We start from the raw sequence: 12324 nt of genomic DNA on the forward strand, positions 1-12324 counted from the left end.
CGTACGCCTGGAACGGTCAGTCCAGGTAGTCCCGCAGCATCTGCGCCCGTGTCGGGTGGCGGAGCTTGGCCAGGGTCTTCGACTCGATCTGCCGGATGCGCTCCCGGGTGACGCCGAACTCCCTCCCCACCTCCTCCAGCGTGCGCGGATGCCCGTCGGCCAGGCCGAAGCGGAGCTGGATGATGCGCTGCTCACGGTCCGACAACGTCGCCAGGATGTCGTCGAGCTGGTCCTGCAGCATGATGAAGGCGGCCGCCTCCATCGGCACCACCGCGTCCGCGTCCTCGATGAAGTCGCCGAGGTCGGAGTCCTCCTCGCCGATCGGCGACTGGAGCGACACCGGCTCCTGCGCGATGCGCTGGATCTCCACCACCCGGTCCACCGGGAGGTCCATCTCCTTGGCGATCTCCTCGGGCACGGGCTCGCGGCCGAGGTCCTGGTGGAGCTGGCGCTGCACCCGGACGAGCTTGTTGATCGTCTCCACCATGTGGACGGGGATCCGGATCGTGCGTGCCTGGTCGGCGATCGCCCTCGTGATCGCCTGCCGGATCCACCACGTGGCGTAGGTGGAGAACTTGTAGCCCTTGGTGTAGTCGAACTTCTCCACCGCGCGGATCAGGCCGAGATTGCCCTCCTGGATCAGGTCCAGGAACAGCATCCCCCGCCCCACGTACCGCTTGGCGATCGACACCACGAGCCTGAGGTTGGCCTCGATGAGGCGCTGCTTGGCCCTCGTGCCCTGCCACACGAGCTCCCTGAACTCCGGGAAGGCCAGGCGTGAGGCCCCGTTGCCGAGCTTGTCCTCGGCGAACAGACCGGCCTCGATCGACTTGGCGAGCTCCACCTCCTCCTCAGCCGTCAGCAGCGGCACCCGGCCGATCTCCCGCAGATAGATGCGGACCAGATCGCTGGTCGGCGCGCGCTTGCCGACGTCTTCCTCATCGGGGCGGGAGGGCTCCTCGTCACCCTGGGGCTCAAGGACCTCCACACCGTTCTCGGCGAGCATCCGCACGACGCGTTCCAGCGCGTCGGACGGCAACTCGGATCGGTCAAGCGCGGCTGCGACGTCATCGACGGTTACGCTTCCGCGCTCTCTTCCTTTCGCGACGAGATCCGCCACCTGATCTACCGATGGCGGCCCACTTGGCAGCACCGATGCACCCACGGGAGACAGTCTGCAGTATTGCTTCCATAAAATGGCAGACCCATTTTTGGCACAGAAGGTAAGGAGTCTCCCCTTACCAAACCGAGATCTATTAAAGGTTTGACAGGAGTTTGATCAGGAAAGAAAAGTCAATTACGCGACCGGGTAACGGGGCGGCCGCCGGGCCATCGGGTGGGTGCTCCCGCCGCGGCCTGCCCGAACGTCCCCGGACGGGTCCGGAGGCGAGGCCCGGCCGGACGCGGCGCACGACCACCTGACTGACGCGAGTATTTTTCCTGTACAACAGCTCGGCAATGTCCCTCTTGGGCGGGGACTCAGCTTCCGGCCGCGCGTTCCCTCAGCACCCGCCGCTGCTGCTCCAATGCCACCAGCTCACCGAACAGCCTGTTGTACTCCTGCTGCTCCTCCACCGGATTGAGCCGCTGGATGCGGGACTTGACCTGCGCGATGGCCCGGTCGACCGCGATGGCCTCGATGGCCGCCAGCATGGCCGCGCCGTAGCGCTCCTCGACGTGCGAGTCGGCCTGGATCGCCTCCACCGCGAACCGCGTCACCAGCACCCGCGCCACCTCGTCCGGCGCGTGCTCCAGCAGCCGGTCCACCCACTCCCGCCCGCCGTGACCGGCCGCCGCCGTGCCGCCCGCCGCCGCGATCACCTGGCACAGCGTCACGTGGTCGGCCACGGTGAACGCCTGCGGGTCGAGCGCGTCGAAGCGCGGCCCGAGCAGCGCCGGCCGCTGCACGGCCAGCTTGAGCAGCTCGGCCTCCCCCCGGGTGTGCGGGTCCACCGGCGCGGGCCGGGGCGCGCGCGGGCCGCCGCCACCACGACCGCCATGGGGCCCCCGGCCCGACTGGGCGTTGCCCACCTCGGCGATGCGCTGCATGACGAACCGCTCGTCCATGAACCCCAGCCACCGGTCGAGGTCGATGGCGTAGCGCTTGCGCAGGCCCGGGTCCTTGATGCCGGCCACGATGGGCGCCGCCGCGTCGAGCGCCGCGATCTTGCCCTCGTTGCTGCGCAGGTCGTACCGGCTGATCGTGCTGCGGATGGCGAACTGGAACAGCGGCTCACGGCCGGCGATCAGGTCGCGGACGGCCGCGTCGCCCTGCTTGACGCGCAGGTCACACGGGTCGAGCCCGTCGCCCTGCACGGCCACGTACGTCTGCGTGACGAACTTCTGCTCATCGGCGAACGCCCGCAGGGCCGCCTTCTGGCCGGCGGCGTCGCCGTCGAAGGTGAAGATGACCTCGCCCCTGAACTCGGCCTGGTCGAGCAGGAAGCGTCGCAGCATCTTGATGTGCTCCTCGCCGAACGAGGTGCCGCAGGTGGCCACGGCCGTCGGCACCCCGGCCAGGTGGCAGGCCATCACGTCGGTGTAGCCCTCGACGATCACCGCCTGGGACCGCTTGGAGATCTCCCGCTTGGCCAGGTCGATGCCGTAGAGCACCTGGCTCTTCTTGTACAGCGGCGAGTCGGGCGTGTTGAGGTACTTCGGCCCGTCGTCGGAGTCGAGCAGCTTGCGCGCGCCGAACCCGATCACGTCACCCGTCGCGTCGCGGATCGGCCAGACCAGCCGCCCCCGGAACCGGTCGATCGGCCCCCGGCGGCCCTCCTTGGCCAGCCCGCCCTTGACCAGCTCCTCGGCGGTGAACCCGCGCCCCATGAGGTGGCGGGCCAGCGCCTCCCACTCGGCGGGCGCGTAGCCCACCCCGAACAGCTCGGCGTCGGCCCGCTCGAACCCGCGCTCCGACAGGAACCGCCGGCCGGGCGCCGCGTCGGGGCTCATGAGCTTGGAGACGTAGAACTCGGCGGCGGCGCGGTGCGCCTCGATGAGCCGAGCCCGCTCGCCGTGGTCGCGCCGCGGCATGTACCCGCCCTGCTCGTACTGGAGCTGGATCCCGGCCCGCTGCGCCAGCCGCTCGACCGCCTCCCCGAACGACAGGTGCTCGATCCGCTCCACGAACGTGATCACGTCCCCGCCCTCGGAGCAGCCGAAACAGTTGCCGGTGAGGATGTTGTCCTCCAGGACGAACGCGTGGCCCTGCTCGACCGTGGCGCAGAAGACCTCCTCGACACGGCCGGTCTCCTCGACGGACTCCACCACCCAGCCGCGTCGCGCGAACGCCTTGGACGCGCCCGCGAACCGCGCCCGGTGCTCGTCGAGCAGGAAGAAGTCGTCCGTCAGGTCCTCGTTCACGAAGTGGATCCGGAAGACCGAGCTGGGCCGCCTGCCCGGGAAGCCGGTGCGGATCTGCTCGGTCACGCCGTAGGTGCCGATGCCGAGCCGGGTGCAGACCGCGCGAACGTACTCCAGCGTCTCACGGCTCGCGCAGTGGAGCATGACGGTGCCGTCCTTGGCCACGTGACCGTCGGCCGCCACGTAACCGGCGAGCCAGCCGTACAGGTAGGAGACCGACTCCTCAAGCGTGGGCGGCTCCTTGAAGAACCGGGGCAGGTGGTGGACGAGCAACTGCGGCCGGCGCGCCGGTCCGCCCTCGGTCACGAGGCTGTGGGGGAACCATCTCAGCAGCGGCGCGTCCTTGACGCTGTCGAGGGTGGCCCTGCTCCCGGTGGCGGCCCGTGTGCCGTCGCCGAACGTGATCCCGTGTGCGATGCCGAACGGCGACGGTGTCGTGCGCTTGGTGCGCGTCGCGGGGAAGACCGAGACGAGACGCTGTCCGGACCTCAGGTCCTTGGTGACGACCTCGGCACGCTTGTCCTGCCTGCGGCCCGACCTGACGAACCAGCGGTGCTCGGGAGTGGCGAAGATCTCCTTCTTCTGGCCGTTCCTGCTGAGCACGAGCCGCATGAGCGGTTGCACGCCGAAGGACCTGAACGGGGCGTCCACCCAGGTGCCGTCGGCGGCGAGCACGCGGTGCACAGCTCCGGCGAGCTCCGCGATGGGGCGCACGCCGTCCCACGTCAGGACCCGCGTCTCGGCGGCGAGGCAGAAGTACATGCCGCGCTCGGGGGTGACGTTGAAGGACGGGGACTTCTCGTCGTGGAAGGGGCAGAGGCCCTTGAGGTTGCCGCCGCCGGCGTTGCGCAACTGGATGTGCTCGCCGATCACGTCGGCGATGGGGGATCGCTCGCGTACGAGCGCGATGTCGACGTCACGGATGCGGCCAGCCACGCCGGTGAGTCTATTGCGGCCGGCGGACAGACCCCCACCCGGTGGCCGCGGACGGACCCGCTGGAGTGTCCGGTTTGAGGTGATGGGAAGGGTGTTGTCACTTCAGGGCCCGGAAAGCGGAAAACGTGTCCACCCTGTTGTCCACGTCGGCTACAAAGGTAAAGCTCGGGCTGGATACGGTGACGCGGGTGGAGATCATGCGATCGGGGCATCTGGGACGATGGGTGGCCGTGGCGGCCGCCCTGCTGCTGAGCGGCGCCTGCGCCCAGACGACGACCGGGGTGGAAGGGGTCAGCGCCCAGTCGCCCGAGACCGTGTCGCCGCCGGCGGCGACCGGGGCGACACCCCTCGTCACCGCGACCATCCCCGACCCGGGCGCCTCGCGGCAGGCGTCCGTCGAGCCGCCCTCGGGCAAGTCGCCCACCAAGGTGCCGCCGCCCCGGCTGTCCGACTACACCTACGCCTTCCCGGTGACCGGCTGCCAGGTCAGCTACCAGCGGCAGCTCCTCGTGCTGCCGAAGACGACGATCTGGACGGGCAAGGGCTGCACGTTCGTCTCCCCCGTGAACGGCGTCGTGGACGAGGTGAACACCGCGAACCGCTGGAGCGCGGCCACCGACCGGGGCGCCGACCGCGAGGGCAGGTTCGTCACGGTCGTCGGCGACGACGGCGTCCGCTACCTGGGCGGCCACCTGGACTCGGTCACCGCCGGGATCCGGCCCGGGGTGCGGGTGGCGGCCGGGCAGGCGCTGGGCCGGGTCGGCACGACGGGCAACGCCCGCGCCACCGGGCCGAACCTGTACTTCGCGATCTCGTGGAAGACCGGCCCGTCGTCCTGGTGGGTGCGCCGGGGCATGGTGAACCCGTGGCGGTACCTCGACGCGTGGCTGTCCGGCAACAGGACGCTGTCGCCGCGCGAGGAGACGCTCGCCACGCGGGCCCGGCTCGGCGAGACGCCCCGGTGCCAGGTGCAGTGCGCCTCCAAGAAGGAGCCGCGCAAGAAGCGGGAGCCGCGGGCGACGCCGGACCCGGTGATCACGATCACGGTCAACCCGACCTGAGCCGTCCACCGGCCCGAGCGTCATCCGGCTCGGGCCGTTCTCCGGCGGCGGCCGTCAGCCCGAGGTGAGCTCCTTGGGGTCGACGACGTCGCCGGAGCGGATGCGGTCCTGGATGCCGCCCACGACGTCCCAGACGTTGACGTTCATGCCGGCCACCACGCGCCCCTCGCGCAGCCAGTACGCGACGAACTCCAGGTCGTCCACGGACCCGCTGTGGACGACCTCGTCGTAGCCCGTGGTGTCGCCGGAGAACTCCATGCCGAGGTCGAACTGGTCGGTGAAGAAGTACGGCACGCGGTCGTAGACGACCTCCTGGCCGAGCATGGCGCGGGCGGCGGCGGGGCCGCCGTTGAGCGCGTTGGCCCAGTGCTCCACGTGCAGGCGCCGGCCGTACAGGGGGTTGAACGGCTCCGCGACGTCCCCGGCGGCGTACACGTCGGGGTGGGAGGTGCGCAGCGAGGCGTCGGTGAGGACGCCGCGGCCGACCTCCAGCCCGGCCTCGCGGGCGAGCCCCACCTCGGGGGCGACGCCGATGCCCGCCACCACGAGATCGGCGGCCAGCCGCTCGCCGGTGGTGAGGCGCACGCCCTCCTCGGTGATCTCCGCGGCGCCCGTGCCGAGGCGCAGGTCGACGCCGTTGCGGCGGTGCAGCCCGGCGAACACCTCGCCCAGCTCGGGCCCGAGCACGCGGTGCAGCGGCGTGGGCTCCGGCTCCACCACGGTGACCTCGCAGCCGGCCAGGCGGGCCGCGGCGGCGGTCTCCAGGCCGATCCAGCCGGCGCCCACGACGACGACCCGGCCGGAGCCGCCGCCGATCTCGGCGAGGCGCCGCTTGAGCGCGTCGCTGTCCCCGGCGGTGCGCAGGTAGACCGCGGGGCCGGGCAGCCGCTTCGGCGTCGCCCCGGTCGCCAGCAGCAGCTTGTCGTACGGCCTGCGGGAGCCGCCGGCGAGCGTGACGGCGTGGTCGGCGGGCTCGATCCGGGTGACCGGGGTGCCGAGCAGGAGCTCGACCCCGTTGCCGGCGTACCAGTCCTGGGGATGGACGTAGATCTTCTCTCGCTCGCTCTTGCCCTGCAGGTAGTCCTTGGACAGGGGCGGGCGCTCGTAGGGGCGCTCGTTCTCGGCTCCGACGAGGACGATGTCGCCGTCGAAGCCCTCCTCGCGCAACGTCTGCGCGGCCTTCGCCCCCGCGAGGCCGGCGCCGACGATCAGATAGGTGGCCATGGCCGCAGTATCCGCCCCCCGGCCGTGATCCTGGAAGGGAAACGCGGTCAGCCGGACAGGCGCCGGTGCCAGGCGACGGCGGCGGTGTCGGTGAGCGAGGCGATCTGGTCGATCACCACGCGGGTGCGGGCCGCGTCGCCGGACGCGGCGAGGAAGGAGGCCCGGAAGGCGGGCTCCAGGGTGTTCGGCGCGCCGAGCGTGATGAGCACGGCCAGCTCGGCGATGAGCTCGCGCTGCCTGGCCTGGTTGGCGTGGTGGTCCTCGGTGGTCATCACGTAGTGGGCGGTGACGCCCTTGAGCACGGCGCACTCCAGTTGGGTGGAGCGGGGCACGATGAGGTCCACCCGGTGGCGCATGCCGTACGCCTCCTTGGTGGCGGTCTGCGCGGAGCGGCAGAACCTGCCGATGAGGCCGCTCGTGAGGGCCTTGAGCCCGGCCAGGTCGGCGAAGGTGGCGGCGAAGCCGCGCGGCCAGAGCGGGTCGGCGATCAGGCGGCCGAACGCCTCCTCCAGCTCGGCGCAGTCGGCGTCGGGGGCGTACCAGGCGCGGGCCAGCTCGCACACCTGCCGGCGCTCCTCGGGCGAGCGCAGCGCCTCGGGGGTGACGTGACCGGAGTGCAGCGCGTCCTCCAGGTCGTGGACGGAGTAGGCGACGTCGTCGGCCCAGTCCATGATCTGCGCCTCGAAGCTGACCCGGCCGGGCGGCGCGCCGTCCCTGATCCACTCGAACACGGGCATGTCGTCGTCGTAGACGCCGAACTTCGGCGACACCTCACGGGGCCACGGGTACTTGGTGGCGGCGTCCAGGGCGGCCCTGGTGAGGTTGAGACCGGCGCTGCGGCCGTCCTCGGTGAGGACCTTGGCTTCGAGACGGGTGAGCAGCCGCAGGCTCTGTGCGTTGCCCTCGAAGCCGCCGCAGCCGGCGGCCAGCTCGTTGAGCGCGACCTCGCCGTTGTGGCCGAACGGCGGGTGCCCGAGGTCGTGGGCCAGGCAGGCGGTCTCCACCAGGTCGGGGTCGACGCCGAGGACGGCGCCCATCTCCCTGCCGACCTGCCCGCACTCCAGCGAGTGGGTCAGGCGGGTGCGCGGGATGTGCTGACCGGCGCCGACGACCTCGAACGGCCCCACCACCTGGGTCTTCGCGGCCAGGCGGCGCAGCGCGGAGCTGTGCAGGACCCTGGCCCGGTCACGCTCGAACGAGCCACGCTCGGGGTTGCCGGGCGGCTCGGGCACCCAGCGTGCCTGGTCGTGGTCGTCGTAGCGGGTCATAAGTGCAGTGATTTTATCCACTTTCCGGACTCCGCTAGTGTCAAGTTTCGCGAGAACCCCCTTCCCCGGGAGCCCTCCCCCATGACCACTGCGTTCCGTGCCGTGCTGGCCTTCACCCTGCTCGCAGGGTTCTACGTGCTGGTCGGCCTGATCGTCGGGGCTGCCGTGCTCCTCGACGTGATGCTCATCGTCGACTTCCACGTCAACACGTTGAAGGCGGCGATCGTCCTGACCCTGGCCGCCGGGGCGCTCGTCCGCGCCCTCATCATGGTCAGCCGGCTGAAGGGCGGCGAGGAGCCGGGCGTCTCGGTGACCCGCGAGCAGGAGCCGGTGCTCTGGCAGACGGTCGAGGACCTGGCCCAGCGGGTGCGCACCGCCCCGCCCGCTGAGATCCGCCTGGTGCCCGAGGTGAACGCGGCCGTGTCCGAGGACACCCGCTTCCTCGGCCTGAGGGCGGTCAGGCGGCGCATGTTCATCGGCCTGCCGCTGCTGCAGACGCTGACCGTCGACGAGATGCGGGCCGTGCTCGGGCACGAGCTGGGCCACTACAGCGGCGCCCACACCCGCCTCGGCGCGCCTATCTACCGCGGCAGGGTGTCGCTCATCGCCACCGTGCAGGGGCTGAACGGCCACCCGCTGATCCAGCGGCTGTTCACCGCGTACGCGAAGCTCTACCTGAGGATCTCGCAGGGCGTCTCCCGGCGGCAGGAGCTGGAGGCCGACGAGATGGCCGTGGCGATCGGCGGCCGGCCGGCCATGTCCGAGGCGCTGCGCAAGATCCACGGCACGGCCGCCGCCTGGGACGTCTACGCGCAGACCTACCTGTCGCTGACGGGCGCGGGCGGCCTGCGCCCGGCGTCCGTCTTCAACGGCTTCCACGCGCTCATGAACGACCCGGCGCGGCAGGCGGAGGTCGCCGGGCTCGCCGGGCGGCCGGAGGAGACCTCGCCGTACGACTCGCACCCGAGCCTGGCGGATCGGCTGGCCGCGATCGAGCGGCTGCCCGAGCCGCCGCACGTGCCCGACCCCCGGCCGGCGCTCACGCTGCTGCGCGACGCGGGCGTGGCGGCGCACGCCGTGGAGCAGTCGATGTGGACCCCGGAGGCGCTGACGACGCTGCGGCCGGCCTCGTGGGAGGAGGTCGTGGAGCGCGGCATGTTCGCCGCCCGCAACGCCGAGGCGCTGCACGACCTGGCCGTGGCGGGCCAGCGCGTGGTGGGGGCGGGCCGGCCGTACCTGGACGCGGCCTTCGAGGCCATCGCCCGGGGCCGGCAGGAGGAGCTGGCGGTGCGGCTGGCGGAGCTGGGCTGGAGCCCCTCCCCCACGATGCTCGCCGGGGTGCTCGGACAGGCGCTGGAAGGCGTGCTCATCGAGCACGGCCAGGCCCGGTGGACGCTGTCCTGGTCGGGCCCGGCGCGGCTGCTGTACGACGACGGCGAGGAGGTGGCGCTGGCCGAGTACGCGGCCCAGGTGGCCGCCAACCCGCCGGCCGTGGCCGGGCTGCGCAAGTGGCTGGGCGACCACGGGGTGCGCCACGACTACGTGCCGGTCCCCGACGAGGACCGGCCCGCGCCGGCGCCGGGCCTGCCCGCCTGACCGGCCCGGGCGCGGTTCTGCCCGGGCCGCCCCGCGTCAGCGGGTGTCGGAGTCGTTCTGGCTGAGCGCGGCCCGCCCGGCCTCCAGGCGGGCGACCGGGATGCGGAACGGCGAGCAGGACACGTAGTCGAGCCCGGCCTCGTGGCAGAAGTGCACCGAGTCGGGGTCGCCGCCGTGCTCGCCGCAGATGCCGAGCTTGAGCCCCGGCCGGGCCGCGCGGCCCTCGTCGGCGGCGAGCCGCACCAGGCGGCCGACCCCGTCGCGGTCGAGCGTCTCGAACGGGGAGACGCCGAACATGCCGAGCTCCAGGTAGCGCGAGAAGAACGCCGCCTCCACGTCGTCGCGGGAGAAGCCCCACGTCATCTGCGTCAGGTCGTTGGTGCCGAAGGAGAAGAACTGCGCGGCCTCGGCCACCTGGCCGGCCGTCAGCGCCGCCCGCGGCGTCTCGATCATCGTGCCGATGAGGGCGTCCACCCCGGCCTCGGCCAGGATGCCGGCCGCCTCCTCGCGGACCGCCTCCAGCTCCTGCACGGCGGCCACGAGCGGGATCATGATCTCCGGCCGGGCTCCGGGCACCTCCTTGGCGGCCTGGGCGATGGCCCGTACCTGCATGGCGAACAGGCCGGGGATCACCAGGCCGAGCCGTACGCCGCGCAGGCCCAGCATGGGGTTCTGCTCGTGCAGCCTCCTGACCGCGGTCAGCAGCGCGCGGTCCTTGTCCGACGCCTCGCCCGCGCCCGCGTCGGCGAGCGCCACGCGGACCGACAGGTCGGTGAGGTCGGGCAGGAACTCGTGCAGCGGCGGGTCGATGAGGCGGATCGTGACCGGCAGGCCGTCCATGGCCCGGAAGATCCCGGCGAAGTCGGCGCGCTGCAACGGCTCCAGCGCGTCGAGCGCCGCCTGCCGCTCCTCCTCGCCGGAGGCGAGCACGAGGTCCTCGACCAGCCGGCGCCGCTCGCCGAGGAACATGTGCTCGGTGCGGCACAGGCCGATGCCCTGGGCGCCGAACCGGCGGGCCCTGGCCGCGTCCTCGGGGGTGTCGGCGTTGGCCCGCACGCCGAGTCGGCGCTTCTCGTCGGCGTGCCGCATGATCCGGTCCACGGCCCGCACCAGCGAGTCGTCCTCGCGTACGGCCTCCTTGCCCTCGAAGTACTCGACCACCGGTGAGTCCACCACCGGCACCTCCCCTGCGAACACCTCGCCGGTCGTGCCGTCGATGGAGATGACGTCGCCCTCCGAGACGGTTACGCCGCCGGGCGCGGCGAACCGCCGCTCCTCGATCGACACCTCCAGCTCCTCGGCCCCGCAGACGCAGGTCTTGCCCATGCCGCGGGCGACGACGGCCGCGTGCGAGGTCTTGCCGCCGCGGCTGGTGAGGATGCCCCGGGCGGCGATCATGCCGGACAGGTCGTCGGGGTTGGTCTCGCGGCGTACGAGGATGACGTGCTCGCCCTGCCCGGCCAGCTCGACGGCGCGCTCGGAGGAGAAGACGGCCTTGCCGACGGCCGCGCCGGGCGAGGCGTTCATGCCCTTGGCGATGCGCGACTTGGCGGCGTCGGCGTCGAAGCGCGGGAACATGAGCTTGGCGAGCTGGTCACCGGTGACGCGGGTGACGGCCTCGTCGATCGAGATCAGGCCCTGGTCCACGAGCTGGGTGGCGATGCAGAACGCGGCGGCGGCGGTGCGCTTGCCGACCCGGGTCTGCAGCATCCACAGCTTGCCGCGCTCGATGGTGAACTCGATGTCGCACAGGTCCCGGTAGTGGTTCTCGAGCGTGGCCATGATCTCCAGCAGCTCGTCGTAACAGCGCTTGTCGAAGCGCTCCAGGTCCTGCAGCGGGATCGTGTTGCGGATGCCGGCGACGACGTCCTCGCCCTGCGCGTTCTGCAGGTAGTCGCCGTAGACGCCCTGCTGGCCGGAGCCGGGGTCGCGGGTGAAGGCGACGCCGGTGCCGGAGTCGTTGCCGCAGTTGCCGAAGACCATGGCCACGATGTTGACCGCGGTGCCGAGGTCGGCGGGGATGCGCTCCTGGCGGCGGTACAGGATGGCGCGGGGGGCGTTCCAGGAGTCGAAGACGGCCATGACGGCCAGGCGCATCTGCTCGCGGGGGTCGGCGGGGAACTCGCGGCCCGCCTGCTCGTGGACGATGCCCTTGAACGTCTCGACGAGGCCCTGCAACTCGCCCGCGTCGAGGTCGGTGTCCTCCCGGTCGCCCTTGAGCCGGTCGAGAGCCCCCTCGAAGTGCGCGCCGTCGATGCCGAGCACGGTCTTGCCGAACATCTGGATGAGCCGCCGGTAGGAGTCCCAGGCGAAGCGTTCGTTGCCGCCGGCCTGCTTCGCCAGGCCGTGGACGGACTCGTCGTTGAGGCCGATGTTGAGGACGGTCTCCATCATGCCGGGCATGGAGAACTTGGCGCCGGAGCGGACGCTGACGAGCAGCGGGTCGTCGGTCTGGCCGAGCTTCCTGCCCATGGCCTGCTCCAGCTCGTCCAGGTGCCGCTCGACCTCCTCCTCGAGGCCGTCGGGCACCTTGCCCTCGGCGAGGTAGTACCGGCATGCCTCCGTGGTGATCGTGAATCCGGGAGGCACGGGCAGCCCCAGATTCGTCATCTCGGCGAGGTTCGCTCCCTTGCCGCCGAGAAGGTCCTTGAGATTTCTGTTGCCCTCGGTGAAGTCGTAAACGTACTTGGCCACCACAGCTCCAATCAACGCCTCTGCCGGGGACTCTACCGGCGAGAATGATGAAGAAACCGCACTCATCGGTTAAGTCATCGTTTCCCCTGATGGGAGGGGTGTCACCGGTCTAATCCAATTAATATTCCGTTGATCGGGAAATTGGTTTATACCAGTGGTTTACACCAATTCTTGGGAAAGAC

7 protein-coding genes are annotated in these 12324 nt (G+C 71.3%); 2 read left to right on the forward strand and 5 right to left on the reverse strand.

The window, feature by feature from the left end; genetic code table 11:
• Positions 1-16: 16 nt before the first annotated feature.
• Both rpoD and dnaG read right to left on the reverse strand, forming a co-directional pair.
• Positions 17-1120, reverse strand: coding sequence for an RNA polymerase sigma factor RpoD (gene rpoD / locus MTP10_RS16590; protein ID WP_397204616.1), 1104 nt, complete (start codon positions 1118-1120; stop codon positions 17-19).
• 359 nt (positions 1121-1479) lie between these two features.
• On the reverse strand, positions 1480-4299 hold the full coding sequence (gene dnaG / locus MTP10_RS16595) for a DNA primase (RefSeq protein WP_310710316.1): 2820 nt from the start codon (positions 4297-4299) through the stop codon (positions 1480-1482).
• A gap of 197 nt (positions 4300-4496) precedes the next feature.
• On the opposite strand from dnaG, the gene MTP10_RS16600 reads away from it, so the two are divergent.
• On the forward strand, positions 4497-5360 hold the full coding sequence (locus MTP10_RS16600) for a M23 family metallopeptidase (RefSeq protein WP_310710539.1): 864 nt from the start codon (positions 4497-4499) through the stop codon (positions 5358-5360).
• A 54-nt stretch (positions 5361-5414) separates the two neighbouring features.
• Here MTP10_RS16600 and MTP10_RS16605 read toward each other — a convergent pair whose 3' ends face one another.
• Entirely contained in the window at positions 5415-6584 is a 1170-nt protein-coding gene (locus MTP10_RS16605; protein ID WP_310710317.1) for an FAD-dependent oxidoreductase, read from the reverse strand.
• Positions 6585-6631: 47 nt separating this feature from the next.
• Positions 6632-7852, reverse strand: a complete 1221-nt coding sequence (locus MTP10_RS16610; protein WP_310710319.1) for a deoxyguanosinetriphosphate triphosphohydrolase — start codon at positions 7850-7852, stop codon at positions 6632-6634.
• A gap of 81 nt (positions 7853-7933) precedes the next feature.
• Between MTP10_RS16610 and MTP10_RS16615 the strand changes: the two genes are divergently transcribed.
• On the forward strand, positions 7934-9448 hold the full coding sequence (locus MTP10_RS16615) for a M48 family metallopeptidase (protein ID WP_310710321.1): 1515 nt from the start codon (positions 7934-7936) through the stop codon (positions 9446-9448).
• A gap of 36 nt (positions 9449-9484) precedes the next feature.
• On the opposite strand, the gene ppdK is transcribed toward MTP10_RS16615, so the two are convergent.
• Entirely contained in the window at positions 9485-12142 is a 2658-nt protein-coding gene (gene ppdK, locus MTP10_RS16620) for a pyruvate, phosphate dikinase (protein ID WP_310710322.1), read from the reverse strand.
• Positions 12143-12324: the final 182 nt, after the last annotated feature.

It is taken from the genome of Nonomuraea sp. 3-1Str, assembly GCF_031570565.1.
In the GTDB taxonomy this organism is placed as follows: Bacteria; Actinomycetota; Actinomycetes; order Streptosporangiales; family Streptosporangiaceae; genus Nonomuraea.

What these genes read in the sequence shown, in the direction of transcription:
- MTP10_RS16605 (WP_310710317.1), bottom strand. Translation starts at nt 6,584, where the DNA reads ATGGCCACCTATCTGATCGTCGGCGCCGGCCTCGCGGGGGCGAAGGCC.
- MTP10_RS16610 (WP_310710319.1), bottom strand. Translation starts at nt 7,852, where the DNA reads ATGACCCGCTACGACGACCACGACCAGGCACGCTGGGTGCCCGAGCCG.
- MTP10_RS16600 (WP_310710539.1), top strand. Translation starts at nt 4,497, where the DNA reads ATGCGATCGGGGCATCTGGGACGATGGGTGGCCGTGGCGGCCGCCCTG.
- MTP10_RS16615 (WP_310710321.1), top strand. Translation starts at nt 7,934, where the DNA reads ATGACCACTGCGTTCCGTGCCGTGCTGGCCTTCACCCTGCTCGCAGGG.